Source organism: Massilia sp. LC238, assembly GCF_000735635.1.
GTDB lineage: Bacteria > Pseudomonadota > Gammaproteobacteria > Burkholderiales > Burkholderiaceae_D > Telluria > Telluria varians.
Map to the genome: position 1 here is coordinate 15974 of NZ_JNNN01000058.1, position 26564 is coordinate 42537.

Below are 26564 nucleotides of genomic sequence, written 5' to 3' on the forward strand. Positions count from 1 at the left end.
GTTTGGTCGGTAGGCGGAGATCAGGTGCTGATGGCATTGGTAAAGGTCAGCCGGTTCCCGAACGGGTCCTTCACCGACATGTCGCGCGAGCCCCAGGGTGTGTCGGCGATGTCCGGCCGGGCGTAGCCATACTGCCTGGCCGCCAGCTCCGCCTGGTAGGCATCGATGTCGCCGACCTCGATACGCATCGCCGCGCCAGGGCAGCAATCGCCGTGGTGTTCGCTCAGGTGGAGGACGCAGCCGTCGCGCGAGACCTGCAGGTAGAGCGGCAGCCCGGGTTCGAAGCGGTGCTCCCAGTCGACCTTGAACCCCAAAAAATCGACGTAGAATTCGCGGGCTTTGGCTTCGTCGAAGATGCGCAGGATGGGCGCAAGGGCGCGCAGCATCTCAATCGGCCCTGGTGAGCTCGACGCCGTCCACCGTCATCTTCCACTTGCCGTCCTCGCGATGCGGCGGCTTGCTGACCACAAAAGTGGTGCGCACGAAGGCCACCCCGGCTTCGAAGTTGTTCCCCTTGAAGCCCTTCAGGTCGATGCTGAGGTTGACCTGGTCGTTCGGCCTGCCGCGCTTGTATTCGACCTTGCCTTCCTTCGACAGCGACAGCTGCATGTCCTTGCCCTGCCAGTTGCCGACATAGTCCATTTTGTCGGCCGGGACCGGATCGGCCCAGGCGGCGCTACCCGAAAGCAGGCCGGCGGCCAGGACGAGGGATGGAAGGATACGCATGGGGGAACTCCGCTGGAATAGTGGTCAATACCGCTCCAGTATTCGCGCAGCGCTCCCGCTTGTCAATTCAGGCCGCATGCGCAGGCCGCAGGCTCCTGCGGTCGCTTTCGTAGGCCAGGCCGACCTGGCGCCGGATCTCGTCCATCACGCCCATCAGCGCCAGCGTTTCTTCCAGCTTCATGCCAGGGCTCTCGAGCAAGCCCGCGTTGAAGCAGCGTTGCGCCTCGATCACTTCGTGCACGTAGCCGTTGCCGAGGTAAGGCGTGTCCACCGTGCGCGTGCTGCCGTCCTCGAGGCTGACGGTGACGCTCGTCGCGCGGTGGAACATGGTGTTCATGCGCACGTGGCCGCGCGAACCCGACACCGTCAGCTCGCAGGGCGTGCGCGCCTGGAAGGAACAGCTGCACACCGACAATCCGCCGCCTTCGTGCCGGAGCGTGAAGCCGGTCTGCACGTCGACGCCGGTTTCCCCGAGCGCGGCCTGGGCCTTGATCTCGGCGACGGGGCCGAGCAGCGCGGTGGCGATCGACAGCGGATAGATGCCCAGGTCGAGCAGCGCGCCGCCGCCGAGCTCCGGATTGAAGATACGATGTTCGGGACCGGCGTTCGGGGTAATGCCGAAGTCCGCCACCACCTGGCGCACCGTGCCGATCTCGCCGGAGGCGATGATGCGCCGCACCTCGTCGAAGGCCGGCAGGTAGCGCGTCCACATGGCTTCCATCAGGAACAGGCGGCGCGCGCGCGCCAGCGTGACCACCTGCTCGGCTTCGCGCAGGTTCATCGTGAACGGTTTTTCGACCAGCACTCCCTTGCCGGCGCGCAGCGCCATCAGGGCGTTGTCGGCGTGCTGGGGATGCGGGGTGGCGACATAGACCAGGTCGATGCCGGCGGCGTCAAGCAGCTCCTGGTAGCTGCCATAGGCCGCGGCGCTGCCGCCGAATTCCTGCGCGAAGGCCTGGGCCTTGTCGAGGCTGCGCGACGCGACCGCCGCCAGCACGGCGTCCGGCACATCCTTCAGCGCATTGGCGAAGGCGCGCGCGATCTTGCCCGTGCCGAGGATGCCCCAGCGTACTGCGTTTGCCATCGTATTCCTTTCAGGTGGTCTGCCGTTTTGGACGGAAGACCGTGGTATCGAGATAAAAGTCGCGATCCTGCCCGGGCCACCAGCCCGGCACGCCGAGCACCGGCAGCGGCGTGAAGCCGGCCGTCGTCAAGCCTTCGCGCGCCAGCTCTTCCGCCACATGGGCGTCGAGCCAGGCACGCTGCTCGCCAGCAGCCAGCGCCAGCACATCGTCGCTTGCGAAGATGACGCGCGTATGGGCGGTGATCGCCTTGCGCGGCGCCACCAGCTTTTCCATCAGCGCGTGGCCAAACAGCCAGATTCGCACATCGCTTTCGAAGACGGCGCGCTTGTCGTGGAGGGCGGACAGCCAGCCGTGGGCCCGCAGTTCGTCCACCAGCGCGCGTCCGCACCTGCTCTCGCGCACTACCAGCAGCGCGGCGTTCTCGTCGAAAATGGTGGCGGCATCGCGCGCTGGACCGCGCGACTTGCCGATGCCGGCCTGGGCGATCTGGGCGGCCTGCAGGGCATTGAGCTGGCGCTTGATGAGCGGGAAGGTCTGCCACACCAGGCCGTTGAAGAAGTCGTGCAGGTTGTCGCGGGTCGGGACCTTGCCGGTGGCGCCGATGAATTCCTCGTAGGCCGTCCCCTCCGGCAGCGCGCTTTGCGACACGAAGCGCAGCGGCAGGCCCGCCCCGTTGCGCAGACCGAGGGCAGTCGCGTTGCGGTTGAAGGCGTCGATGAAGTCATCGCCGTCCAGGCCCAGGCGCGCAACTTCCAGCCAGGCCGGCCGTACCGCGTCATACCACGGGCGCGACCAGTCGATCTGCGACAGCATGCAGGCTTACACCATCTTCCAGGAGATGGTCTCGCCGGCGTTGAGCGGCACCAGCGAGTGCTCGCCGAAGGGAACGGTTTCCGGCAGGGTCCAGGACTCGCGCTTGAGCGTGATCGTCCCTTCGTTGACCGGCAGGCCGTAGAAGGCCGGGCCGTTCAGGCTGGCGAAGGCTTCCAGCTTGTCGAGTGCGCCGGCCTGGGCAAAGGCTTCGGTATACATCTCCATCGCATGCAGGGCGGTGTAGCAGCCGGCGCAGCCGCAGGCGGCGTACTTGGTGTGCACCGCGTGCGGCGCCGAGTCGGTGCCGAGGAAGAAGCGCTCGTCGCCGCTGGTGGCGGCAGTGACCAGCGCCAGGCGGTGTTCCTCGCGCTTGAGCACCGGCAGGCAGTAGTAGTGCGGGCGGATGCCGCCGCGGAAGATCTCGTTGCGGTTGTACAGCAGGTGGTGGGCGGTGATGGTTGCCGCGATCGGGCCCTCGGCCTCGGCCACGTACTGGGCCGCCTCCTTGGTGGTGATGTGCTCGAACACGACCTTCAGGACCGGCATGGCGCTGCGCAGCGGGCGCATGACGCGCTCGATGAACACGGCTTCGCGGTCGAACAGGTCGATCTCGTTGTCGGTCACTTCGCCGTGCACCAGCAGCGGCATGCCGACTTCCTGCATCACTTCCAGGGTTTTGTAGCACTTCTTCAGGTCGGTCACGCCGGCGTCGGAATTGGTGGTGGCGCCGGCCGGATACAGCTTGACCGCGTGGACGAATCCGGAATCCTGGGCGCGGCGGATCTCGTCCGGATCGGTGTTGTCGGTCAGGTACAGCGTCATCAGCGGCTCGAAGGCCATGCCTTCCGGCAGGGCCGCCAGGATGCGCTCGCGGTAGGCGGCAGCCATGGCGGTGGTGGTGACCGGCGGCTTCAGGTTCGGCATCACGATCGCGCGCGCGAACTGGCGCGCGCTGTGCGGCAGGACGCTGGACAGCGCTGCGCCGTCGCGCAGGTGCAGGTGCCAGTCGTCGGGGCGGGTGATGGTGATGGTGTCAGGGGTATCGATCGGGGACATGGCGGCTCTCGGATTGCGGATGCCGACATTTTACCCGCAGCGCGCCCTTGCAGCGCGCAGTGTGCGACCTTGACTAATGAATAATACGGGCCAAAAACTCGCGCGCCCGCTCGGACTTCGGCGCGCCGAAGAAGTCTTCGGCCGGGCTGTCCTCGACGATGCTGCCGTAGTCCATGAAGACGATCCGGTCCGCCACCTTGCGCGCGAAGCCCATCTCGTGGGTGACCACCATCATGGTCATGCCCTCCTGGGCCAGCCCCACCATCACGTCGAGCACCTCGCCGATCATCTCCGGGTCGAGGGCGGAGGTCGGCTCATCGAACAGCATCGCCACCGGGTCCATCGCCAGCGCGCGCGCGATCGCCACGCGCTGCTGCTGGCCGCCCGAGAGCTGGCCCGGGTACTTGTCCTTGTGGGCCAGCAGGCCGACACGGTCGAGGTATGTCAGGCCGCGCGTCAAGGCTTCATCCTTGCTGCGGCCCAGCACCTTGACCTGGGCCAGTGTCAGATTTTCGCGTACCGACAGGTGCGGGAACAGCTCGAAGTTCTGGAACACCATGCCGATGCGGGCGCGCAGCTGGGACAGCCTGGTTGTCGGATCGCCCACCGAGATGCCGTCCACCCGCACCACGCCCTCCTGGAAGGGTTCCAGCCCGTTAACGGTCTTGATGAGGGTGGATTTGCCGGAGCCGGAGGGTCCGCACACCACCACCACGTCGCCGCGCTCCACCCGGGTGCTGCAATCGCGCAGCACCTGGAAGCTGCCGTACCACTTGCTGACATTCTCGATTTCGATCATCTGCGCCTGTTCTGTTGTACTCGTGTAAGCGTGCTTGACAGCATTTCTAGCGACAAGGATACTTCGGAACTTGCCTTACCTACCAGAACGGCTCACCGTTCTCCCTTATACAAATACCCAATAATTCGCCTTGCGACAGTGCCATCCCCTGCCGCGGGTTATGCACAGGTCCACGAGACAGGAAGCATTATGGATAAAAAGAACCGCCTGACAACCTACATCCTGGTCGGCCTCGCGCTCGGGATCGTCGTCGGCTACGTGGCCAACACCAGCTTCGAGAACCCGGCCGGCTTTGCCGAGACGATGTCGCTGATCACGACCATGTTCCTCCGCCTGATCAAGATGATCATCGCGCCGCTGGTGTTTTCGACCCTGGTGGTCGGCATCGCCAAGATGGGCGACGCCAAGGAAGTGGGCCGCATCGGCGTCAAGGCGCTGGGCTGGTTCTTCATCGCCTCGGTCATCTCGCTGTCGCTGGGCCTGATCCTGGTGAACCTGTTCCGTCCGGGTGACGCGATGGCCCTGTCGGGCGCCGTGCCGCCGGTGGGCGCCTCGTCGGGCATCACCACCTCGGGCCTGACCATGAAGGACTTCATCACCCACCTGATCCCGACCTCGATCTTCGACGGCATGGCCAGGAACGAGATCCTGCAGATCGTCGTGTTCTCGGTCTTCTTCGGCACCGCGGCGGCCGCCGTCGGCGCCCGCGCCACCCCGCTGATCGACGCGGTGGACGGCATCGCCCACATCATGCTGAAGCTCACCGGCTACGTCATGAACTTCGCGCCGATCGCCGTGTTCGCGGCGGTGGCCGGCGTCATCGCCAAGAGCGGCCTGGGCGTGCTGTCGACCTACGGCATCTTCATGGCCGAGTTCTACCTCGGCATCATCCTGCTGTGGGTAGTGCTGATCCTGATCGGCGGGATCTTCCTGGGCCGCCGGGTGCTGCGCCTGATCTCCGAACTGAAGGAACCGACCATCCTGGCCTACACCTGCGCCTCGTCGGAAGCGGCGTTCCCGAAGACCCTGGAAGGCCTGGAGCGCTTCGGCGTCAAGAACCGCCTGGCCGCCTTCGTGCTGCCGATCGGCTACTCGTTCAACCTCGACGGCTCGATGATGTACTGCACCTTCGCGGCCGTGTTCATCGCCCAGGCCTACGGCATCGAGCTGGACCTGGCGACCCAGATGACCATGATGCTGGTGCTGATGCTGACCTCGAAGGGCATGGCCGGCGTGCCGCGCGCCTCGCTGGTCGTCATCGCCGCCACCCTGGCCCAGTTCAACATCCCGGAAGCCGGCCTGCTGCTCCTGCTGGGCATCGACCACTTCCTGGACATGGCCCGTTCGGCCACCAACGTGATCGGCAACGGCATCGCCACCGCCGTGGTCGCGAAGTGGGAAGGCGACCTGGCGGAACCGAACAAGGATCCGGCCGTCGCGCCGCTGCGCTAAAGAGCAGCACGAATCATCTTCAGTACCGAAGGCCTTCCAGCGATGGAGGGCCTTTTTCACATAACGACAATGAGGAGCGAGACATGAAACAGCTGTATGCGGCAGCAGGCCTGCTGCTGGTTGCAACCGGCGCCAGCGCCGCCACCCAGACCATCGACTGCGGCCGCCTGCTCGACGTCAAGAACGGAACCTGGCGCGAGCGCGTCAGCATCGTGGTCGAGAACGGCGTCGTGAAATCGGTCGGCCCGATGACCCAGGCTGCCGCGGGTAGTGACCGTGTCGACCTGTCGCGCCACGCCTGCCTGCCGGGCCTGATCGACATGCACGTGCACCTGACCAGCGAAACCGCGCCCGTGGTCGACGCCTACCGCGACCGCCTGACCGCCGATCCGCAGGACATGGCTTTCCGTTCGGTCAAGTATGCCCAGCGTACCCTGATGGCGGGCTTCACCACGGTACGCGACCTCGGCGCCGCCGACGGCCTGAACGTCTCGCTCAAGCGCGCCATCGCCGCCGGCGAGATCCCGGGCCCGCGCATGTTCACCGCCGGGAAGTCGATCGCCACCACCGGCGGCCACGCCGACCCGACCAACAACCTGTCGCACTTCCTGAGCGAGAAGATCGGCGCCCCCGGCCCCGAGAAGGGCGTGATCGACAGCCCGGAAGAAGGCCGCCAGGCCGTGCGCCAGCGCTACAAGGAAGGCGCGGACCTGATCAAGATCACCGCCACCGGCGGCGTGCTGAGCCAGGCTGCCAACGGCCAGAACTCGCAGTACACCGAGGACGAGCTGAAGGCCATCGTCAGCACCGCCAAGGACTATGGCTTCCGCGTCGCGGCCCACGCGCACGGCGCCGAGGGCATGAAGCGCGCGCTGCGCGCCGGCGTCGACTCGATCGAGCACGGCACCCTGATGGACGACGAGACCGTCGCCCTGTTCAAGAAGACCGGCCACTGGTACGTGCCGACCATCTCGGCCGGCCGCTACGTGGCGGACAAGGCCAAGGATCCGAACTATTATTCGGCCCTGGTGCGCCCGAAGGCCGCCGCGATCGGCCCGCAGCTGCAGGCCACCTTTGCACGCGCCCACAAGGCCGGCGTGAAGATCGCCTTCGGCACCGATGCCGGCGTGTTCCCGCATGGCGAGAATGCCAAGGAGTTCGGCTACATGGTCGAGGCGGGCATGTCGCCGGCCGAGGCCATCCGTGCCGCGACCCTGCATGCCGCCGCCCTGCTCGACCAGGGCAATCGCCTGGGTTCGGTCGAACCGGGCTTTGCCGCGGACATCATCGCGGTCGAGGGCGATCCGCTGCGCGACGTGAAGGTGCTCGAGCAGGTCAAGTTCGTGATGAAAGACGGCGTCGTCTACAAGAAGCCGTAAGCAGTTTTATTGAAGGAGAAGTCCATGCTGTTCCAGAAGTCCAGCCGCGCATGCGCGGCGCTGTTCGCCTTCCTGTTCCTGCTCGCCTCGGCGGCACAGGCGCAGGCACAGGCAAGCAAGCTGCCCAACGTGACCATCCTCGCCACCGGCGGCACCATCGCCGGCACCGGCGCCAGCAGCACGACCACGGTCGGCTATACCGCCGCCACCGTGGGCGTGCAGTCGCTGATCCAGGCGGTCCCGGAAATCACCAGGGTGGCGAACGTCACCGGCGAGCAGGTGTTCCAGATCGCCAGCGAAAACATGGGCAACGAGCACTGGCTGATCCTGGCCAAGCGCGTCAACACCCTGCTGGCGCAGCCGAACGTGGACGGCATCGTCATCACGCACGGCACCGACACGCTGGAAGAGACGGCCTACTTCCTGAACCTGGTCGTGAAAAGCAAAAAGCCGGTGGTGGTGGTCGGGTCGATGCGCCCGTCCACCGCCCTGTCGGCGGACGGCCCGATCAACCTGTACAACGCGGTCAACCTGGCCGGCTCGCCAAGCGCGGTCGGCAAGGGCGTGCTGGTGGCGATGAACGACCAGATCCACGCGGCGCGCGACGTCACCAAGGCCAACACCACCACCGCCGACACTTTCCGTGCGGCCGAGCTGGGCATGATCGGCTACATCCAGGGCGGCAAGCCTTTCTTCTACCGTGAGGTCACGCGCAAGCACACGGTGGAGTCCGAGTTCGACGTGTCGAAGCTGGATGCGCTGCCGCAGGTGGACGTGGCGTATGCGTATGCCAACGTGGGCGACGTGGCGGTGAAGGCGCTGGTGGCCGCCGGCGCCAAGGGCCTGGTGCACGCGGGCGTGGGCAATGGCAGCCTGCCGGCCAAGACCAAGCCCGCCCTGGTCGCTGCGCGCGAGAAGGGCGTGGTGATCGTGCGTTCGTCGCGTGTGGGCCAGGGCATCGTGGCGCGCAATGGCGAGGCGAACGACGATCAGCTGGACTTCGTGGTGGCGGATACGCTGAGCCCGCAGAAGGCGCGCATCCTGCTGATGCTGGCGCTGACCAGGACCAGCAATACCAAGGACATCCAGCGGATGTTCTATACCTACTGATCCGATAGTACCGCCAGCCTTGAAACGTCATTCCGGCGCAGGCCGGAATCCAATTCCGCAGCATAGTGAGAACGCATGCAGTATCGCTATGCATGCAAGCTTGGATCCCGGCCTGCGCCGGGATGACGACTCTTAGGCTAACGATAAAAAGAAGCTGCGGCGCACCGCAACTTCTACTTCGCAATCTCCAGCGGCGGCGACGCCAGCTCCTCATCCGGCCGCGCCAGCTGCCTTTCCCACATCTGCGCATACAGCCCGCGCGCCGCGAGCAACGACCCGTGCGTGCCGCGCTCGACGATCCGCCCGTGGTCCAGCACGATGATCTGCTGCGCATCCGCGATGGTCGACAGCCGGTGCGCGATCACCAGGGTGGTACGGTCCTTCGCGATCTCCTTCAGCTGGGCCTGGATCGCCCGCTCCGACTTCGAATCCAGCGCCGACGTCGCCTCGTCGAAAATCAGGATCGCCGGGTTCTTCAGCAAGGTGCGTGCGATCGCCACGCGCTGCTTCTCGCCGCCCGACAGTTTCAGGCCGCGCTCGCCCACCATGGTCTTGTAGCCGTCCGGCAGGCTCTCGATGAAGTCGTGGATCGACGCCGCGCGCGCCGCTGCGACAATGTCCTCGTGCGAGGCGCCCGGCCGGCCGTAGGCGATGTTGTATTCGATGCTGTCGTTGAACAGCACCGTGTCCTGCGGCACGATGCCGATCGAGGCGCGCAGCGATTGCTGGGTGATGTTGCGCAGGTCCTGGCCGTCGATGCGGATCGCCCCGCCATTCACGTCGTAGAAACGGAACAGCAGGCGTGACAGGGTCGACTTGCCCGAGCCGCTGTGGCCCACCACTGCAGTGGTGGTCCCGGCCGGAATCGTGAAGTCGACGTCGAACAGGATCTGGCGCTTGGCTTCGTAGCTGAACTCGACGTGCGAGAACTCGACCTGGGCGCCGCGGGTGACGAGGGGCTGGGCACCAGGGCTGTCGGCCACTTCGCGGTTCTGGTCGAGCAGCGAGAACAGGCGCTCCATGTCGGCCAGGCTCTGCTTGATTTCGCGGTAGATCACGCCCAGGAAGTTGAGCGGGATGTACAGCTGGATCATGAACGAGTTCACCAGCACCAGGTCGCCCAGCGTCATGGTCCCGGCGATCACGCCTTCGGTGGCGCGCCACAGGATCAGCGTGACGGCGGTGGCGATGATCAGGGACTGGCCCGTGTTCAGGAAAGACAGCGAAGTCTGCGAGCGCACCGCGGCGTTCTCGAAGCTCTGCAGGCCCTGGTCGTAGCGCTTCGCTTCGTATTCCTCGTTGCCGGAGTACTTCACCGTTTCATAGTTGAGCAGCGAATCGATGGCCTTGGTATTGGCCTTCGAGTCGAGCTCGTTCATGGTGCGGCGAAAGTGCGTGCGCCACTCGGTCACGATCACCGTGAAGGCGATGTAGCTCACCAGGGCCACGCCGGTAATGACGGTGAACCAGATGTCGTAGTTCAGCACCAGGTAGCCGAGCACCAGGGTGATCTCCACCAGCGTTGGCAGCACGTTGAACAACGAATAGGAGATGAGCGAATTCACGCCGCGCGTGCCGCGTTCGATGTCGCGCGTCATGCCGCCGGTCTGGCGGTTCAGGTGGAAGCGCAGCGACAGCGCGTGCAGGTGGCGGAACACCTTCAGCGCGATGGTCCGCACCGCGCGCTGCGTCACCCGTGCGAACAGGAATTCGCGCAGCTCGGTGAACAGCGTGGTGGACAGGCGCAGCAGGCCATAGGCGACCAGCGCGCCGAGCGGCAGCACCAAGAGCGCGTGCGGGTCTTTCGGATCGATGGCGAGCTGGTCGATCAGCTGCTTGAGCACTAGCGGCACGCCGACGTTGGCTAGTTTTGCGCCCACCAGCGCGGCGAGCGCGGCCAGCACGCGCCATTTGTAGACCCACAAATACGGGAACAGGGTACGGAGGGTGGCCCAGTCGTTGCGGGGCACGCCCTTCGAATCGGGCGGCAGGGGTACGGATGAGGCTGGAGTACGTCGCATGGCAGGGCGTGGGGATTTATGGTTCAATTCGGGACGATTGTAGCTTTTACCGAGAATTCAAGATGACCACGCCACAAAATGCCGCCGCCCCACGAACCCGCCTGCCCGAAGGCAAGATGCCCGAACTGCGCGTGATGCCCGCGCCGTCCGACGCCAACGTGTACGGGGACGTGTTCGGCGGCTGGATCATGGCCCAGGTCGATGTCGCCGGCTCGCTGCCGGCCACCCGCCGCGCGAACGGACGCGTGGCCACCATCGCCGTGAACTCCTTCCTGTTCAAGCAGCCGGTGTTCGTGGGCGACCTGCTGTCCTTCTACGCCGAGATCGTCAAGGTCGGCAATACCTCGATCACCGTGTGCGTCGAGGTCTATGCCGAGCGCAACCGCCTCCAGGCGGATGTCGTGAAAGTCACCGAGGCGCAGCTGACCTATGTCGCCACCGGCCCGGACCGCAAGCCGCGCCAACTGCCGCCACTCGATTCGCTGATCAGCCACGAGTGATGAGGACGGCGCGCCGGCTGTTCCTGCTCGACGCCGCGCGGCTCTCGGCCGCGCTGTCCGCCGCCAGCCTGGGCGCCTGCGCCTCGTCCGCGAAAGGCCCCTACCCGTTCAGCCTGGGCGTCGCCTCGGGCTCGCCACTGCCCGATTCCGTCATCCTGTGGACGCGCATCCTGAGCGAGCCGCTCAAGGCGGAATCCACGCCGCCGGTCGCGATGACGGTGCGCTGGGAAGTCGCCCACGACGAGGCCTTCCGCAGCATCGCCGCAAAAGGCACGGCGGTGGCCGGGCCGGAGCTCGCCCACAGCGTGCACGTTGACGTGAAAGGCCTGGCGCCGGGCCGCTGGTACTGGTACCGCTTCATGCTGGGCGACGCCGTCAGCCCGGTCGGCCGCACCCGCACGGCGCCAGGCAGGGACGAGATGCCCGGCCAGCTCAAGCTGGCGGTGGCGTCCTGCCAGCACTGGGAGTTCGGCAGCTATGCCGCGCACCGCCACATCGCGGCAAGCAGCCCCGACCTGGTCGCCTTCCTGGGCGACTACATCTACGAGTGGGGCCCCTACCAGCTGCGCCATCCCGCGCGTGCGGTGCGCAGCGACGAGTCGTTCACGCTGTCCGATTATCGCAAGCGCTATGCGCAGTACAAAAGTGACCCGGACCTGCAGGCCGCGCACGCCGCGGCGCCCTGGATCGTGACCTGGGACGACCACGAGGTGGCCAACGACTACGCCGCCCTGCGCGACGAGCGCCTGGCCCAGGACTTCGCCACCCGCCGCGCGGCGGCCTACCAGGCTTTTTATGAGCACATGCCATTGCGCCTGCCTTCGGTCAGGCGCGACGGGTTTGCGAAAGTGGAACTGTTCCAGCGCGTCGACTGGGGCCGGCTCGCGCGCTTCCACGTGCTCGACGACCGCCAGTACCGTTCGCCGCAGGCCTGCACCAAGTCCGCCACCCAGGGCGGCTCGAACGCCGTGTTCGCGCGCGCCTGCGAGGCCCTGCGCGATCCGCGCCGCACGATGCTGGGCGCGGAACAGGAGGCGTGGCTGGAGTCGGGACTGGCGAGCTCGCGCGCAACATGGAACATCCTGGCGCAGCAGACCCTGATGGCGCAGTCGAGCAGCGTGCCGGTCGTGAAACAGGAGGACGGCCGCTTCTGGACCGATGGCTGGGACGGCTACCCGGCGGCGCGCCGGCGCCTGCTGGACACGATCGTCAGGCAGGGCGCGCACAATCCGCTGGTGCTGGGCGGCGACGTGCACACCTTCTATGCGACCGCGCTGCGGCCGGATTTCTCGAAGCCGGTGTCGAAGCAGAACGCGGTGGTGGCGACCGAGTTCGTGGGCACCTCGGTGACCTCGAGTTCACGCTCGCAGGAGCGCACGCTGGCGCACATGGAGAACAACCCGCACATGCTGTACGGGCGCAGCGACAAGCGCGGCTACATGCTGCTGGAGATCACGCCAAAGCAGACGGTGACGCACTTCATGGGACTGGACGACGTGCGGGATGCAAAATCAGCCATCGCGGAACTGGCTGCGTTCCGCGTGGCCGACGGGGTGGCGGGCGCCGAGCAGACAAGCTAGGACCAGGAGGTAGGGTGGGCGGCTCCACCCGGCGATATGATCAGCTGCAGCGCAGACGCCGCCCACGCGTTCAAACAGAACTCGAACAGCCGCCTCGTCTGCTCGCGCGTGAGTTGAACGCGTGGGCGGCATCGACAATAACGGCATGCCTGACCGAGGGGTGGAGCCGCCCACCCTACGATCTTGTCGAGAGGGCTTAGGCCGAGGTCTTCTCGTCGCGCAGCTCGCGCCGCAGGATCTTGCCCACGTTGGTCTTCGGCAGCGTCTCGCGGAATTCCACGTACTTCGGCCGCTTGTAGCCCGTGAATTGCTCCTTGCAGAACGCCATCACCTGCTCGCTGGTGAGCGCGGCATCCTTCTTCACGATGTACAGCTTGACGGCCTCGCCCGAGTTCTTGTCCGGCACGCCCACGCAGGCCACTTCCAGCACGCCCGGCATCGCCGCGACCACGCCTTCGATCTCGTTCGGGTAGACGTTGAAGCCCGAGACCAGGATCATGTCCTTCTTGCGGTCGACGATGCGGGTATAGCCCTTCTCGTCCATGATGCCGACGTCGCCGGTCTTGAAGAAGCCGTCCGCGGTCATGACCTTGACAGTCTCGTCGTCGCGCTGCCAGTAGCCGGCCATCACCTGCGGGCCGCGCACCGCGATCTCGCCGGCGGTGCCGAAGGGGACTTCGTTGCCGGCTTCGTCCAGGATGCGGATCTCGGTCGAGGGCAGCGGCAGGCCGATGGTGCCGGTGAAGTCGGTGATGTCGCAGCGGTTCGCGGTGACCACCGGCGAAGTCTCGGACAAGCCGTAGCCTTCCACGATCGGGATGCCGGTGATTTGCAGCCATTTGTCCGCCACGGCTTTTTGCACCGCCATGCCGCCACCCGGGCACACCAGCAGGCCCGAGAAGTCGAGCTTGGCGAATTCCGGGTTGTTCACCAGCCCGTTGTACAGCGTGTTCACGGCCGGGAAAATGTTGATGCGGTAGTCGCCCAGCTCCTTGATGAAGCCGGGGATGTCGCGCGGGTTCGGAATCAGGAGGTTCATGCCGCCCACGCGCAGGCCCAGCAGGGCGCACACGGTCAGCGCATAGATGTGGTACAGCGGCAGCGCGCACACGAACTGCGGCTGCGCCCCAGCTTTCAGCTTGGCCAGGGTCGGCGCGAACCAGGCTTCGTTCTGCAGCACGTTGGCGATCACGTGCTTGTGCAGCAGCACCGCGCCTTTCGAGACGCCGGTGGTGCCGCCGGTGTACTGCAGGAAGGCGATGTCGTCGTGGCCGATGGCGACCGGACGCAGGGTCGCGCCCGAGGCTTCCGCCAGCATGCGCTTGAAGCCGATCGAGCCCGGCAGCGACCAGGCCGGCACCATCTTCTTGATCTTGCGGACCACCAGGTTGACCAGCGTGCCCTTCAGGCCGCCCAGCAGGTCGCCCATGCTGGCCACGACCACGTGCTTGACCTCGGTGTTACCGATCACCTGTTCCAGCGTGTGCGCGAAGTTCTCCAGCACCACGATGGCCTCGGCGCCGGAATCCTTGAGCTGGTGCTGCAGTTCGCGCGGGGTGTAGAGCGGATTGACGTTGACGATCACGTAGCCGGCGCGCAGCACGGCAGCCATCGCCACCGGGTATTGCAGCACGTTCGGCAGCATGATGGCCACGCGTGCGCCCGGCTTCAGGCCCCTGGCCTGCAGCCAGGCCGCCATGCGGCCCGACAGGCGGTCCAGTTCGGCGAAGGTGAGCGTCTTGCCCATGCACGCATAGGCCTTGCGGTCGGCGTGCTTGCGGAACGCCTCCTCCAGCAGATGCGTCAGGGAGCGGTACTGCGTGGGGTCGATCTCCGCAGGTACGCCACCCTCGTACGACTTGAGCCAAAACTTGTCCATCCGTGCCTCACCTTCTGTATCTGATGCTATGTCCATTAAAACGCGAAGCCGCCCGGAGCATGGCAGCTTCGGGGCGGCTTCCGCGGGCCGGCATGCTGCGCCGGCCGTCATGCTGCCGTCAGGCGGTTTCCGCCTGCTTCTTCTCGTCCCGCAGTGCGCGGCGCAGGATCTTGCCGACATTGGTCTTCGGCAGCTCGTCGCGGAACTCGATGTACTTCGGTTTCTTGTAGCCGGTGAACTGCTGCTTGCAGTAGTCCATCAGCTGCTCGGCGGTCAGGTTCGGGTCCTTGCGCACCACGAACACCTTCACCGCTTCGCCGGAATGCTCGTCCGGCACGCCGATCACGGCGCATTCGAGCACGCCCGGGTGGCCGGCGATCACGCCTTCCAGCTCGTTCGGGTAGACGTTGAAGCCCGAGACCAGGATCATGTCCTTCTTGCGGTCGACGATCTTCACGTAGCCGTCCGCATCCATGATGCCGACGTCGCCCGACTTGAAGAAGCCGTCCGGCGTCATGACCTTGGCGGTTTCGTCCGGGCGGTTCCAGTAGCCCGCCATCACCTGCGGGCCGCGGATCGCGATCTCGCCGATCTGGCCGATGCCCATCTGCTTGCCTTCGTCGTCCAGGATCGCGATGTCGGTGGACGGGATCGGCAGGCCGATGGTGCCGGTGAATTCCTTCACGTCGGCGCGGTTGCAGGTGGCCACCGGCGCAGTCTCGGACAGGCCGTAGCCTTCGATGATCGCGGTGCCCGTGATCTGCTTCCACTTGTCGTTGACGGCCTTCTGCACCGCCATGCCGCCGCCGTTCGACACCTTCAGGCCCGAGAAGTCCACGGTGCCGATGTCCGGGTGGTTCACCAGCGCGTTGTACAGCGTGTTCACGGCCGGCAGCATGTTGATCTTGTACTTGCCCAGCTCCTTGATGAAGCCCGGGATGTCGCGCGGGTTGACGATCAGGATGTTCAGCGCGCCGGTGCGCATGCCCCACATCGCGCAGGCCGTCAGCGCGAAGATGTGGTACAGCGGCAGCGCGCAGACGATCACGGTCTGCTCGTTCGACTGCCCCATCGCCGGCGCCGACCAGGCTTCGGTCTGCAGCACGTTGGCGATCACGTTACGGTGCGTGAGCGTCGCGCCTTTCGACACGCCGGTGGTGCCGCCGGTGTACTGCAGGAAGGCGATGTCCGAGGACTTCAGCTCGACCTTCGAGAACGGCATCCTGGCGCCCTGCGACAGGGCTTCCTTGAAGCGCACCATGTTCGGCAGCGAGTACTCCGGCACCATCTTCTTGATGTGACGGACCACGAAGTTGACCAGCATGCCCTTGGCGCCGCCCAGCATCTCGCCCATGCTCGCCACCACCACGTGCTTGAGCGGGGTCTTGCCGATCACCTGCTGCACCGTGTTGGCGAAGTTCTCGAGCACGATGATCGCTTCGCTGCCCGAGTCCTTGATCTGGTGCTCGAGCTCGCGCGGCGTGTACAGCGGGTTGACGTTGACCACGGTGTAGCCGGCGCGCAGCACGGCCGCGATCGCGATCGGGTACTGCAGCACGTTCGGCATCATGATCGCCACCCGCGCGCCGCGCTCCATGCCGCGGCTCTGCAGCCAGGCCGCCAGCTTCTTCGAATAGGCATCCAGCTCGCCGTAAGTCAGGAACTTGTCCATGCACACGTAGGCGTTGCGGTCGGCGTACTTGCTGAAGGATTCCTCCAGCATATGCACCAGCGACGCGTACTGGTCAGGGTTGATCTCGCTTGGTACGTTCGGGGGGTACGACTTCAGCCAAATTTTGTCCATCGGATGCCCTTTTGTCTCGAATAGTTATCGTGGTGGTCCGAGCGTGCGCAGTCCAGGATTGCGCCTTTGCTATCGCCTGCTTGTGATGCTATCGGGCAGCGCCAATGCGCGCAAGTTCTTTTAAGTCGATTGGAACGGGTCCTCTATATGCGTTTATTTCCCCGTACTGGCGACCTCGCCCATGGTGCGCTGCACCACGAGCGGCGCGGTCGGGGCCGGCGCTGCCAGCCTGGCCAGCACGCGGTGCCGCTCAAGCTTGTCGAGCTTGGCGATCTGGTTGACCGACTTGTAGAAAGCGGTCCAGCTGCGCTCCTTGCGCAGCAACGCGCGGAAGGCCGGGACGAAGTCGTTGTAGGTGGCGATCGAGGCCAGGTGGGCATTCGACAGCGGCTCGGCGAAGAAGCGGTCGTAGCCCGCGTAGCCGCCCCAGTTCGCCTTCAGCACCTGGTAGTCGTCCTTCAGCGCGATGAACAGCCGCGCCTTGGTGGCGCGCTTGTCGTCGCGGCTCTGATCGCTGGCATAGAGCTTCTCCAGCTCGCCGCGGTAGCGCACCAGCAGCGCCATGAAATCCTTCTTGCGCGCGGTGTAGCGCTCGAAGGCCTCGACCATGGCCTCGTTGCCGAAGCGTTCCAGCCAGCCTTCGACGCCGGCCTGCTCCACCGCGCTGGCGAAGGACTCGTTGAACTTCGAATCGCCCGGTACGTACACCACCTGGTGCGCCAGCTCGTGGAAGATCAGGCGCGCCAGCTCGGCGTCCGGGTAGTGGATGAAGGTCGAGATCAAGGGGTCGCTGAACCAGCCCAGGGTCGAGTAGGCACTGACGCCGCCCACTTCCACGTCGTGGCCCTGGCTGCGCAGCTGCTTGGCATAGGCCTGGGCTTCCTGCTTGCTGTAGTAGCCGCGGTAGTTCACGCAGCCGGCCACCGGGAAGCACCACTGCATCGGTTTCAGCGACAGCTCGGGCGTGGCGACCACGTTCCACAGCACGTAGGGACGCTTGATGTTGGTGAAGTTGGTGTAGCTGCCGTTATCGGGCAGCTTCATTTCCTGGATCGCGTAGCGGCGGATCTGGCGTGCCGCCTCCAGGCGGTGGCGCAGCTTGGTGTTGGTGGAGGGATCGGCCAGCCAGGCATCGATCGGACGGGAATCCGTCAGCAGTTCGAGCTGGCCTTGTGCGGCCTGGGTGTAGTAGGAGAGGGATGAGCAGCTTGACAACATCAGGGCCGCGGCGGTAGCGGCCATGAATGGCCGGAAGGCACGGGAAAATCTAGTGGTGGATTTCATCTCGCATTGAGGGCGCGGCCTTTTCGACCTGCACCAGGGTGTCGTAGAAAGTGGGCGCCCTGCCCATGTCGGTCAATCGCTGGCTGGTGACTTCATTGGCGTTCTTGCCGTCGCTGGCGAGTTTCTTCCACCAGATCGACAAGCCCACCACCAATCCTTCGCGCGCCTTGTCGGTGACGCGTGCACGGGCGACGAACGAGCCGCGGTCGTTGAAGATACGCGCCATGTCACCGTGCAGGATGCCGCGTCGTGCGGCGTCGTTCGGGTGGATGTCGAGGTGCGGCTCGCCCTCAGTTGCGCGTAGGCTCTGTACATTGACAAAGGTCGAGTTGAGGAAGTTCCTTGCCGGAGGCGAGATCATCGCCAGCGGGTACTTCCGCGCCAGTTCCGGGTTGGAAGCGGCCGATTCATACGGCGGAATATAGGCCGGGACCGGGTCGAGCCCGTCGCTCGCCATGCTGCTCGAATAAAATTCGCACTTGCCCGACGGGGTCGGGAAGCCGCCTTCGGCGAAGGGCGCCTCGGGCATGTTGAGTTTCTGCCAGCCCTTGCGCTTGAGCGCGTCCCAGTCGAAGTGCACCGCGCGCTCGTGGCGCTTGTCGAAGGCCTGGGCGGCCAGCTCGTCGTCGGACTCCCGGAAGCAGGGGTCGTCGAAGCCCATGCGCGCGGCCAGCAGGCGGAAGAACTCCGTGTTCGGTTTCGCTTCGCCGATGGGCGCAATCGCCGCGTTGTTCGCCATCATGTACAGGTGGCCGTAGGCCAGGTGCGCATCGACGTGCTCGAGCTGGGTGGTGGCCGGCAGCAGGATGTCGGCATAGTCGGCGCTGTCGGTCTGGAAGTGTTCCAGCACCACGGTGAACAGGTCTTCGCGCTCGAAGCCCTGCTGGACTTTCGCCGAATCCGGGGCGATCGCCAGCGGGTTGGCGTTATAGACGATGACGGCTTCGATCTTCGGACCGAACTCGGGCGAGGCCTCCTTGAGCAGGTCGTCGCCGATGGTGGTCATGTTGATGGTGCGCGCCATGCGGCCGCCCAAGAGGTCCGGGCGCTGCAGGAAGGGACGGTTGGCCGGGAAGGACCCCGAGGTCGACAGCTGCACCCCACCCGCCCGGTGGCGCCAGGCCCCGACCAGGGCCGGCAGGCAGGCGATATTGCGCACCGCCATGCCGCCGCCGCGCACGCGCTGCAGGCCGTAGTTCATGCGGATCGCCGCGCCCTCGCCGCTCTTCGCGGTCTGGCCGTACAGGCGTGCCAGTTCGATCACCTCGATGGCCGTGATGCCGCAGGTCTCGGCGGTGCGCGCCGGCGTCCATTCCAGCGCGCGCTGTTTCAGTTCTTCGTAGCCCAGCGTGTACTTCGCCACGTAGTCGTGGTCGACCAGGTCTTCGGTGATGAGGACGTGCATCATGCCCAGCGCCAGCGCGGCGTCCGTACCTGGCAGCAGAGAAATGTGCTGGTGGCATTTCTCGGCCGTCAGCGAGCGGTAGGGATCGATCGCGATCAGCTTCGCGCCGCGGCGCTTGGCTTCCTGGACGCGCATCCACAGGTGCAGGTTGGACGCGATCGGGTTGCCGCCCCAGATCAGGATCAGCTTGGCATCCTGGAAGTGCTCGATGTCGGTGCCGATCGAGCCGCCGATGGTGTACTTGTAGCCGGTGGCGCCGGCGGTGGCGCAGATGGTGCGGTCCAGCTGCGAGGCCCCGAGCTTGTTGAAGAAGCGTAAAGACATCGAATCGCCCTGCACCAGTCCCATGGTGCCGGCATAGCTGTAGGGGAGAATGGCTTGCGGATCGCGGGCAGCGATCGTGCCGAGGCGCTCGGCGATCTCGTCGATCGCCGCTTCCCAGGTGATGCGCTCGAATTTGCCTTCGCCCTTGCGTCCCACGCGGCGCATCGGGTACAGCACGCGGTCCGGGTGGTAGGTGCGCTCCACGTAGCGCGACACCTTGGTGCACAGCACGCCCGCCGTGGTCGGATGCTCCGGATCGCCCTTTACCTCAAGCGCCACGCCATCATCGACGGTGACGAGGATGGCGCAGGTATCGGGGCAATCGTGGGGGCAGGCGGCGCGGACTTGTGTAACTGGCATGGGGTGGGATCGGCGGAAAATACTTCGTGAAACCAATACTTTATACGATCTTGGGGAGGTCCGTCCCCTCCTCTTTCACTGGGTGTTTGAGGCAGGCTACAATGGTTCAAGGCATGCAATGCAAGCATGACAAAAACGGAGGGACAGATGAAACTCGTTGAACCAATCCTGGCCTATCTGCCGGAACTTCAGGAAATCCGGCGCGACCTGCACGCGCACCCGGAGCTGTGCTACGAAGAGCAGCGCACCGCCGATGTGGTGGCGGCGAAGCTGACGGAATGGGGCATCCCGATCGTGCGCGGCCTGGGCGTGACCGGCGTGGTCGGCATCGTCAAGAACGGCACGTCGCATCGCGCGATCGGCCTGCGCGCCGACATGGATGCGCTGCCCATGCAAGAGATCAATGGCTTCGCCCACGCCTCGCGCCATCCGGGCAAGATGCACGCCTGCGGCCATGATGGCCACACCGCCATGCTGCTCGGCGCCGCCCAGCACCTGGCGCAGCACCGCAACTTCGACGGCACCGTCTACCTGATCTTCCAGCCGGCCGAGGAAGGCGGCGGCGGCGCACGCCGCATGATGATTGATGGCCTGTTCGAGCAGTTCCCGATGGACGCGGTGTACGGCATGCACAACTGGCCGGGCATCCCGGAGGGGCACTTCGGCGTGGTCGCCGGGCCGATGATGGCCTCCAGTAACGAATTCCGCGTGAGCGTGCGCGGCAAGGGCGCCCATGCGGCGCAGCCGCACCGCGGCATCGACCCGGTAATGGTGGCGGTGCAGATCGCCCAGGCCTGGCAGACCATCGTGTCGCGCGAAAAGAATCCGCTGGAATCGGCGGTGCTGTCGATCACCCAGATCCATGCCGGCAGCGCCACCAACGTGATTCCCGACGAAGCGGAACTGGTGGGCACCGTGCGCACCTTCTCGTATGAGGTACTGGATCTGATCCAGCGCCGCATGGAAGAGATCGCGACCGGCGTCGCCGCGGCCTTCAATGCCTCGGTCGACTTCAGTTTCAAGCGTAACTACCCGCCGCTGATCAACCATCCGGAGCAGACGGCCTTCGCGGTCGAGGCGATGCGGGCGGTGGTGGGGGCGGATCGCGTGGATACGCAGGTCGAGCCGACCATGGGGGCGGAAGACTTTGCCTTCATGCTGCAGGAAAAGCCAGGGTGCTATGTGTTCCTCGGTAATGGCGACGGGGCGCACCGCGCGGGCGGGCATGGGCTGGGGCCGTGCCAGTTGCATAACACCAGTTATGACTTCAATGACAATTTGCTGCCGATCGGGGCGAGTTATTGGGTGCGGCTGGTGGAGATGAGCTTGCCGAATGGCTGATACGGCTGCGAGCAGCTTTTCGTAGGGTGGGCGGCTATGCCGCCCATGCGGTCAGCGGATGCCAGCACGACCGCAACATGCCAATGTCAGCGCACGCCGCGTGGGCAGGAGACCTGCCCACCCTACGGGAGCTGGTCTTTCAAGTGCCCCAATCGGAGCCCCGGATTCATCTGCTCCAGCGCCAGCAGGGCCGCCGCATGATCCGCCGTCGGCAAGCTAGCTTCGATCGTCTCGTACTGCCGCGTCACCAGCTCCGTCACCGGCAATGTCAAGCCCGCCGCTTCGGCCGCCGCCAAGACGTTCCGTAAATCCTTCAGCTGGCTCTTGACCTGCCCACCCGGCACGAAATTCCGCTCCAGCATGCGCTGCCCGTGCACCTCGAGGATCCGGCTGCCCGCGAATCCGCCGCGGATCGCCTCGCGCACCGCGGCCGGATCGGCGCCTGCGGCCTGCGCCAGCAGCAGCGCCTCGGCCACCACGTTCAGCGTGGCGCCCACGATCAGCTGGTTGCACAGCTTGGCCACCTGCCCGCTGCCCACCGGGCCGACGCGCTGGGGCTTGCCCATCGCCTCGAGAATGTTTACCACCTGGTCAACATCCGACGCCTCGCCGCCGGCCATGATGGCCAGCGTCCCCGCTTCGGCGCCGCCGACGCCGCCCGACACCGGCGCATCCATGAAGCGGCAGCCCTGCGCCACCAGGCGCGCCTGGAAGGCCAGCGCTTCGTCATGCCGGGTCGAACTCATGTCGATCCACAGCGTGCCCGGCGCGAGCGCGGGCAAGGCGGCGTCGAGCACAGCGCCCACCACCGGCCCGGCCTCGAGCATGGAGATGACCACCTGGGCGCCGCGCACCGCCGCGCCCAGGTCCGCGACCGGCTCTGCCCCGCTGCCGCGCAGCGCCTCGGCCCTGGCGTAGGTCCGGTTCCAGGCGCGCACCGGGTAGCCGGCCTGGGCCAGGCGGCCCGCCATCGGCCTTCCCATCAGGCCGATCCCGAGGAAGGCGATGGTCGTCATCAGAACAGTCCGAGGAATTTTTTCTTGACGGTGTTCTTGCGGCCAGGCACGACCAGGTCGGTCACGCCCTTGTCGTTGAAGCCGTCCAGCAGCGCCGGGAAACCCTTGCGCTTGACCAGGTCCATTTCCGCCTCATAGAGCGGCACCACGCAGTGGAAATAGATGTCCTTGCCGTCCCGCTCGAGCGCGGCGAAGGCCTCCGGCGCCGAGGCCGGCGGCAGCAGGATGGCGCCGGTGAATTCGACGCCCTTGGCATAGGGCTTGGCCGGATGGCCGTTCGGCACCGTGTGGCCGAGGCCGAGCCAGGTCGCGTGCTGGTGCGGATAGTGCGCCAGATGGCGCAGCAGGGCCACCGGCCAGTACCAGCGCTCGTCCCGCACCGACGCTTCATCCAGCTTCCAGTCCGCCGGCAGAGCCATCATCAGTTCGCCGAACGGCGGCGCGCCTTCCGGCACGCTCATCGGGCGGCTGCTCATGCCCGAGGTCACCAGGCGCAGGAAAGGCGTGCGCTCGTTGGCCGGCACCACATGGATGTCGACCTGCACCGGGTCGGCGATGGTATCGTGGAAGACGGTATCGATCCGGCCGAGGTGGGCGGCGATGTGCTCCGCCACCGGGTCATGCGGCAAGACGGTGGGCGTGAGCTGCTGCTGGGTCGGCGCGGCAAGCGGATACAGGGGGGTGCTGGTCGGTTCGGTCATGCGACAGTAAGAAAAGAGTATGCGTTCTGCGGGGCGTCTATCATACCTGCGCGACAGCGCAAGGTGGCGGACAGCGCCAATTTGTTCTCGCTAGTACAATAGTGCGTTGCACAATATTTCATCGCTGTTAAGAAAGAAGAACATGCCTACTGTGAAGAAAATTGCCGGCATTGCCGCCGCCCTCGCGCTGGCGTTCAGCGCCCAGGCCGCACACGCCCAAGCCCTCGGCGGCTGGGCCGACTCGGCGTCGCTCGAGTTCGGCACCAATCCCCAGCAGCGCATGCTGCGCGTCGCCGTCCAGAACGACTGGGACCAGCGCTGGTTCGCCCGCAACGGCTACCACCTGTCGGGCTACTGGGAAACCAACCTGGCCCTGTGGCGCCTGCGCGCCTACCAGAACGTGCCGGGCCGGACCAAGAACATCGCCGTGGTCGGCTTCACTCCGGTATTCCGCTACCAGAGCGACAGCAAGCTCGGCCTGTATGGCGAGGTCGGCATCGGCGTGAACCTGTTCTCCACCTTGTACAAGAACGAGGACAAGGAACTGTCCACCGCCTTCCAGTTCGGCGACCACATCGGCGTGGGCTACACCACCGCCAAGTGGGACTTCGGCCTGAAGTACCAGCATTACTCGAACGCCAGCATCAAGAGCCCGAACGCGGGCGCGAACTGGATCATCGCCAAGGCCGCCTACAAGTTCTGAACGTAGCAGCCGGACGGAGTCCGCTTGCGATTTATGACACAATCGGACCAAGGCGGGCCGCCCGGCCTGCCGGTATCACGAGGTCCGATTGACTGATTCCAGCACCATCAAACGCTACCTGCCGTGGCTCGTCGCGACTGCCCTGTTCATGGAGCATCTCGACGCCACCGTCGTCAATACCGCCATTCCGAGCATCGCGGCCAGCCTGCAGGTGACGCCGCTGAGCCTGAAATCGGTGGTCACCAGCTACATCCTCGGCCTGGCGGTCGGCATCCCGCTCAGCGGCTGGATGGCGGACCGCTTCGGCACCCGGCGCGTGTTCTTCACCGCCATCTCCATCTTCACCATCGCCTCGATCCTGTGCGGCCTGTCCGTCAACGCCCACATGATGACCGCAGCCCGCCTGCTGCAGGGCCTCGGCGGCGCGATGATGATGCCGGTCGGCCGCCTGGCCATCGTGCGCACCTTCCCCAAGAGCGAACTGCTGGCGGCGATGAACTTCGTGATCATCCCGGCCCTGATCGGACCGTTGCTGGGGCCGACGGTCGGCGGGCTGATCGTGCACTGGACCACATGGCGCATGATCTTCTTCATCAACGTGCCGGTCGGCCTGGCGGCGCTCTACCTGGTCTGGAAACACATGCCCGACTACCGCGGCCATGAGAAACGGCCGCTCGACGTCATCGGCCTGGTCCTGTTCAGCAGCGGCACGGCGATCCTGTCCTGGCTGCTCGAAGTATTCGGCGAGCACACGCTCGACGCGCTCACGGCCGCGCTGCTGCTGGCCCTGTCGCTCGGCCTGCTGGGCACCTACGCCTGGCACGCGCTGCGCATCAAGCATCCGCTGCTGCGCCTCACCCTGTTCAAGGTGCGCACCTTCCGCATCTCGGTGGCGGGCGGTTTCCTCACCCGGCTGGGCGTGGGCGCCCTGCCCTTCCTGCTGCCGCTGCTGTACCAGCTCGGGCTGGGCCTGCCGGCCTGGCAATCCGGCCTGCTGATGATGCCGTCCGCAGCTGCCGCGATGGGCATGAAGATGTTCGCGCCCAGGCTGCTGGCACGCTTCGGCTACCGCCAGGTGCTGACCGTGAACACGGTGCTCATCGGCCTGACGATCTCGATGTTCACCCTGGTCGGACCGGGCACGCCCTTCTACGTCATCGTCGCCATCAGCCTGGCGCAGGGCTTCTTCAATTCGCTGCAGTTCTCGAGCATGAACACGCTGGCCTATGCCGACATCGAGCCGCAGGACACCAGCATGGCGAGCACGATGTCGAGCTCCTTCCAGCAGCTGTCGATGAGCTTTGGCCTGGCCGCCGGTTCGATCGTGACCGCCTGGTTCCTGGGGCCGGTGGCGCAGGACAACCGGGAACAGGTGGCCCAGGCCCTGCACCATGGATTCGCGACGCTGGCGGTCCTGACGCTGCTGTCTTCAGTCGTGTTCTGGCGCCTGCGCCGCAACGACGGCGACAGCATCAGCCGCGGCCAGGCCAAGGCCAAGGAAGCCGAGCCGGTCGAGGCCGGTCAGGGGACCTAGGGATTCAGGAGAGGCAGGCGCCGCCCGATGGCGCCTGGTAGGGCAAAAAGCCCGCAGGAGGCGGGCTTTGCAGGTGATCAGCGGCGCCAGTGGCCGCGACCGCGGCCGCGGTGATGTCCGCGGTCATCACGCCAGCCGTGACCGCGATGGTAGCCACGGCGCGGCGCATCGTAATAGCCAAGGCCCAGGTTCAACTCGACCGGTGGTCCGACGTAGCTGGAGTAGCCTCCGCCATAATATGGGTCGTAGCCGGCATAGGGCGGCCCGTATACCGCACAGCCACCAAGTCCGGCGGCCAGCAGCAGTCCGGCCGCGCATCGTTTCAACACACTAATGCTTCGAGTAGTCATCTGAGCCCCCTAACGGTGAACCTGAGTTCAGTGTAGGTCCGGGCAGGATGGATGCACATCGAAGTTACGTTTGCTAACTTGCTTTCCCACCAGCACCTCCTGGCCGTGAACTCAATCCAGGGGCTGGGGGATCACTTGCACGGAACCGCGCTTCAGGACCTGTGGCGTGGTGATCGGCGAAAAATAGATCCGCTTCTGCTCCATGGCAATATAGATGCGGTAACGATGCAGGAAATCGGCGCCCAATACCATTATTTGGCCTTGGTGAGCCAGGTCCATCAGGCGCAGCTCGAGATTCTTTACTTCCAGTGCGCCGATCGACATCAGCGGCACCGGCACTTTCCATACCGGCTTGTCAGGACCCTCTCCGGGCAAGGGGGCTTCGCGCGTCGCACCGGGCGAGTCCGGCGTCAATCCGAGCCGCTCGCCAACGGCTTTGGGCAGATACGAATAGGGAGTCGCCGTCGACAACAATGCATGGATGGGCTTGCCATTGATCGTGGCGATGAACACGACCCGCGCATCGCGCTTCCACGGGTCGCCCATGGCAAGCACCGAGACCGCCTGCGGATCCCAGTAGGCCAGATGTGCACCGATGCAGCCATTGGGGTCGAAGGACTTCAGGTAACCGGCATCCAGGGCAATCTCGAGGTCGTTCTGCAGGAGCGTGCCGGCGCCGACACGCAACCCGAAGGTGTCGTCCATAAAATTCTCGACCATGTAGGTGCCACCCTTCTTCTTGACCTGGCCGATCGACAAGTCCTTGATATTGGCATGCGAGAAGTCCACCAGGAGATCGACGCCCTTCGGATTGCGGGCGTCTTCGCGGGCCAGCTTGCTGGTCGCATGACGTACTTCAATACCGAGACGATCCAAGATTTTTTTGTTGAACACGAGGGACTCCGCGGCGCCCGTACTCAGCATGGCGGGAACCGTGATGCCGTTGATCGTCGCTTCGCCCACAGGGCGCAAATCCTCGGTATAGGTAAGCGAGATAGATGCCTGTTCGCGCATATCGCATCCCACCGGCAAGGACTCGGCAAATGCCATGGGTGAGATGAAGAGGAAAGCGCAGATCGCGCTACAGAGCATGGAGACGTGAGAAGCCTGACGAGTGAAGCGGATCATATAGTCCTGAGTGGTCTGCATGAGAGCAGTATACGGATCCGGATGAACTGAAACTGGGCTTTTAGAAAATTACCCGGATGTCATACGTACAAAGCAAAAAACCCCACCAGAATCATCTGGTGGGGTTTTTCATATAACTAGCCTGACGATAACCTACTTTCACACTGGTTGCAGCACTATCATCGGCGCAAAGTCGTTTCACGGTCCTGTTCGG

23 protein-coding genes are annotated in these 26564 nt (G+C 65.3%); 8 read left to right on the forward strand and 15 right to left on the reverse strand.

Annotated elements, in window-relative coordinates; genetic code table 11:
- Positions 1–20 precede the first annotated feature (20 nt).
- The 6 genes from FG94_RS16065 to FG94_RS16090 form a co-directional block, all read right to left on the reverse strand.
- Positions 21–386 (reverse strand): glyoxalase superfamily protein, encoded by a 366-nt coding sequence (locus tag FG94_RS16065; RefSeq protein ID WP_036213747.1) that lies wholly within the window; start codon positions 384–386, stop codon positions 21–23.
- Position 387: 1 nt separating this feature from the next.
- Positions 388–726: a hypothetical protein gene (locus tag FG94_RS16070; RefSeq protein ID WP_036213750.1), complete on the reverse strand. Its 339-nt coding sequence runs from the start codon at positions 724–726 to the stop codon at positions 388–390.
- 67 nt (positions 727–793) lie between these two features.
- Positions 794–1810, reverse strand: a complete 1017-nt coding sequence (locus tag FG94_RS16075; protein WP_036213752.1) for a Gfo/Idh/MocA family protein — start codon at positions 1808–1810, stop codon at positions 794–796.
- 10 nt (positions 1811–1820) lie between these two features.
- On the reverse strand, positions 1821–2624 hold the full coding sequence (locus FG94_RS16080; protein ID WP_036213755.1) for a DUF3025 domain-containing protein: 804 nt from the start codon (positions 2622–2624) through the stop codon (positions 1821–1823).
- Between the two features lie 6 nt (positions 2625–2630).
- On the reverse strand, positions 2631–3680 hold the full coding sequence (pyrC, locus tag FG94_RS16085) for a dihydroorotase (protein WP_036213758.1): 1050 nt from the start codon (positions 3678–3680) through the stop codon (positions 2631–2633).
- A 73-nt stretch (positions 3681–3753) separates the two neighbouring features.
- Positions 3754–4479, reverse strand: a complete 726-nt coding sequence (locus FG94_RS16090; RefSeq protein ID WP_036213760.1) for an amino acid ABC transporter ATP-binding protein — start codon at positions 4477–4479, stop codon at positions 3754–3756.
- Positions 4480–4668: 189 nt separating this feature from the next.
- On the opposite strand from FG94_RS16090, the gene FG94_RS16095 reads away from it, so the two are divergent.
- From FG94_RS16095 to FG94_RS16105, 3 genes are all read left to right on the forward strand, one after another.
- On the forward strand, positions 4669–5931 hold the full coding sequence (locus FG94_RS16095) for a dicarboxylate/amino acid:cation symporter (protein WP_036213763.1): 1263 nt from the start codon (positions 4669–4671) through the stop codon (positions 5929–5931).
- 83 nt (positions 5932–6014) lie between these two features.
- The gene (locus FG94_RS16100; protein WP_036213765.1) at positions 6015–7310 is read left to right on the forward strand and encodes an amidohydrolase family protein; all 1296 of its coding nucleotides are present in this window, start codon (positions 6015–6017) and stop codon (positions 7308–7310) included.
- Positions 7311–7334: 24 nt separating this feature from the next.
- The gene (locus FG94_RS16105; RefSeq protein ID WP_036213767.1) at positions 7335–8420 is read left to right on the forward strand and encodes a type II asparaginase; all 1086 of its coding nucleotides are present in this window, start codon (positions 7335–7337) and stop codon (positions 8418–8420) included.
- Between the two features lie 173 nt (positions 8421–8593).
- Here FG94_RS16105 and FG94_RS16110 read toward each other — a convergent pair whose 3' ends face one another.
- Entirely contained in the window at positions 8594–10441 is a 1848-nt protein-coding gene (locus tag FG94_RS16110) for an ABC transporter ATP-binding protein/permease (protein WP_036213770.1), read from the reverse strand.
- A gap of 62 nt (positions 10442–10503) precedes the next feature.
- On the opposite strand from FG94_RS16110, the gene FG94_RS16115 reads away from it, so the two are divergent.
- Entirely contained in the window at positions 10504–10941 is a 438-nt protein-coding gene (locus FG94_RS16115) for an acyl-CoA thioesterase (protein ID WP_036213773.1), read from the forward strand.
- Entirely contained in the window at positions 10941–12521 is a 1581-nt protein-coding gene (locus tag FG94_RS16120) for an alkaline phosphatase (RefSeq protein WP_036213775.1), read from the forward strand. Before FG94_RS16115 ends, FG94_RS16120 begins: the two co-directional genes overlap by 1 nt.
- 196 nt (positions 12522–12717) lie before the next feature.
- Here FG94_RS16120 and FG94_RS16125 read toward each other — a convergent pair whose 3' ends face one another.
- The 4 genes from FG94_RS16125 to FG94_RS16140 all read right to left on the reverse strand — a co-directional run bounded on the left by FG94_RS16125 (position 12718) and on the right by FG94_RS16140 (position 19577).
- On the reverse strand, positions 12718–14400 hold the full coding sequence (locus tag FG94_RS16125; protein WP_036213778.1) for a long-chain-fatty-acid--CoA ligase: 1683 nt from the start codon (positions 14398–14400) through the stop codon (positions 12718–12720).
- 118 nt (positions 14401–14518) lie between these two features.
- Positions 14519–16204, reverse strand: coding sequence for a long-chain-fatty-acid--CoA ligase (locus tag FG94_RS16130; RefSeq protein WP_036213781.1), 1686 nt, complete (start codon positions 16202–16204; stop codon positions 14519–14521).
- A gap of 153 nt (positions 16205–16357) precedes the next feature.
- Entirely contained in the window at positions 16358–17446 is a 1089-nt protein-coding gene (locus tag FG94_RS16135) for an aminopeptidase (protein ID WP_036213784.1), read from the reverse strand.
- Positions 17447–17471: 25 nt separating this feature from the next.
- Positions 17472–19577 (reverse strand): molybdopterin-dependent oxidoreductase, encoded by a 2106-nt coding sequence (locus FG94_RS16140; RefSeq protein WP_036213786.1) that lies wholly within the window; start codon positions 19575–19577, stop codon positions 17472–17474.
- A gap of 147 nt (positions 19578–19724) precedes the next feature.
- Here FG94_RS16140 and FG94_RS16145 point away from each other — a divergent pair, with 147 nt between their 5' ends.
- Positions 19725–20918, forward strand: a complete 1194-nt coding sequence (locus tag FG94_RS16145; protein WP_036213788.1) for a M20 aminoacylase family protein — start codon at positions 19725–19727, stop codon at positions 20916–20918.
- 122 nt (positions 20919–21040) lie between these two features.
- Here the strand turns inward: FG94_RS16145 and FG94_RS16150 are convergent, their stop codons facing one another.
- Together FG94_RS16150 and FG94_RS16155 are read right to left on the reverse strand one after the other, a co-directional pair.
- A complete protein-coding gene (locus FG94_RS16150) occupies positions 21041–21934 on the reverse strand; it encodes an NAD(P)-dependent oxidoreductase (protein WP_081926028.1) in 894 nt (297 codons plus the stop codon).
- On the reverse strand, positions 21934–22635 hold the full coding sequence (locus FG94_RS16155) for a suppressor of fused domain protein (protein ID WP_036213791.1): 702 nt from the start codon (positions 22633–22635) through the stop codon (positions 21934–21936). The genes FG94_RS16150 and FG94_RS16155 overlap by 1 nt, the downstream gene beginning before the upstream one ends.
- Positions 22636–22777: 142 nt before the next feature.
- Between FG94_RS16155 and FG94_RS16160 the strand changes: the two genes are divergently transcribed.
- Positions 22778–23338, forward strand: a complete 561-nt coding sequence (locus FG94_RS16160; protein WP_036213793.1) for an acyloxyacyl hydrolase — start codon at positions 22778–22780, stop codon at positions 23336–23338.
- A gap of 88 nt (positions 23339–23426) precedes the next feature.
- The gene (locus FG94_RS16165) at positions 23427–24872 is read left to right on the forward strand and encodes a DHA2 family efflux MFS transporter permease subunit (protein ID WP_036213796.1); all 1446 of its coding nucleotides are present in this window, start codon (positions 23427–23429) and stop codon (positions 24870–24872) included.
- A 4-nt stretch (positions 24873–24876) separates the two neighbouring features.
- Here FG94_RS16165 and FG94_RS27685 read toward each other — a convergent pair whose 3' ends face one another.
- A complete protein-coding gene (locus FG94_RS27685) occupies positions 24877–25053 on the reverse strand; it encodes a hypothetical protein (protein WP_161783972.1) in 177 nt (58 codons plus the stop codon).
- 280 nt (positions 25054–25333) lie between these two features.
- Positions 25334–26371, reverse strand: a complete 1038-nt coding sequence (locus FG94_RS16170) for a pepsin/retropepsin-like aspartic protease family protein (protein ID WP_081926029.1) — start codon at positions 26369–26371, stop codon at positions 25334–25336.
- Positions 26372–26564 lie beyond the last annotated feature (193 nt).

Excerpts from the sequence above, each read along its gene's own strand:
- FG94_RS16065 (WP_036213747.1), bottom strand. The coding sequence starts at position 386 with ATGCTGCGCGCCCTTGCGCCCATCCTGCGCATCTTCGACGAAGCCAAA.
- FG94_RS16070 (WP_036213750.1), bottom strand. The coding sequence starts at position 726 with ATGCGTATCCTTCCATCCCTCGTCCTGGCCGCCGGCCTGCTTTCGGGT.
- FG94_RS16075 (WP_036213752.1), bottom strand. The coding sequence starts at position 1,810 with ATGGCAAACGCAGTACGCTGGGGCATCCTCGGCACGGGCAAGATCGCG.
- FG94_RS16080 (WP_036213755.1), bottom strand. The coding sequence starts at position 2,624 with ATGCTGTCGCAGATCGACTGGTCGCGCCCGTGGTATGACGCGGTACGG.
- pyrC (WP_036213758.1), bottom strand. The coding sequence starts at position 3,680 with ATGTCCCCGATCGATACCCCTGACACCATCACCATCACCCGCCCCGAC.
- FG94_RS16090 (WP_036213760.1), bottom strand. The coding sequence starts at position 4,479 with ATGATCGAAATCGAGAATGTCAGCAAGTGGTACGGCAGCTTCCAGGTG.
- FG94_RS16095 (WP_036213763.1), top strand. The coding sequence starts at position 4,669 with ATGGATAAAAAGAACCGCCTGACAACCTACATCCTGGTCGGCCTCGCG.
- FG94_RS16100 (WP_036213765.1), top strand. The coding sequence starts at position 6,015 with ATGAAACAGCTGTATGCGGCAGCAGGCCTGCTGCTGGTTGCAACCGGC.
- FG94_RS16105 (WP_036213767.1), top strand. The coding sequence starts at position 7,335 with ATGCTGTTCCAGAAGTCCAGCCGCGCATGCGCGGCGCTGTTCGCCTTC.
- FG94_RS16110 (WP_036213770.1), bottom strand. The coding sequence starts at position 10,441 with ATGCGACGTACTCCAGCCTCATCCGTACCCCTGCCGCCCGATTCGAAG.
- FG94_RS16115 (WP_036213773.1), top strand. The coding sequence starts at position 10,504 with ATGACCACGCCACAAAATGCCGCCGCCCCACGAACCCGCCTGCCCGAA.
- FG94_RS16120 (WP_036213775.1), top strand. The coding sequence starts at position 10,941 with ATGAGGACGGCGCGCCGGCTGTTCCTGCTCGACGCCGCGCGGCTCTCG.
- FG94_RS16125 (WP_036213778.1), bottom strand. The coding sequence starts at position 14,400 with ATGGACAAGTTTTGGCTCAAGTCGTACGAGGGTGGCGTACCTGCGGAG.
- FG94_RS16130 (WP_036213781.1), bottom strand. The coding sequence starts at position 16,204 with ATGGACAAAATTTGGCTGAAGTCGTACCCCCCGAACGTACCAAGCGAG.
- FG94_RS16135 (WP_036213784.1), bottom strand. The coding sequence starts at position 17,446 with ATGGCCGCTACCGCCGCGGCCCTGATGTTGTCAAGCTGCTCATCCCTC.
- FG94_RS16140 (WP_036213786.1), bottom strand. The coding sequence starts at position 19,577 with ATGCCAGTTACACAAGTCCGCGCCGCCTGCCCCCACGATTGCCCCGAT.
- FG94_RS16145 (WP_036213788.1), top strand. The coding sequence starts at position 19,725 with ATGAAACTCGTTGAACCAATCCTGGCCTATCTGCCGGAACTTCAGGAA.
- FG94_RS16150 (WP_081926028.1), bottom strand. The coding sequence starts at position 21,934 with ATGACGACCATCGCCTTCCTCGGGATCGGCCTGATGGGAAGGCCGATG.
- FG94_RS16155 (WP_036213791.1), bottom strand. The coding sequence starts at position 22,635 with ATGACCGAACCGACCAGCACCCCCCTGTATCCGCTTGCCGCGCCGACC.
- FG94_RS16160 (WP_036213793.1), top strand. The coding sequence starts at position 22,778 with ATGCCTACTGTGAAGAAAATTGCCGGCATTGCCGCCGCCCTCGCGCTG.
- FG94_RS16170 (WP_081926029.1), bottom strand. The coding sequence starts at position 26,371 with ATGCAGACCACTCAGGACTATATGATCCGCTTCACTCGTCAGGCTTCT.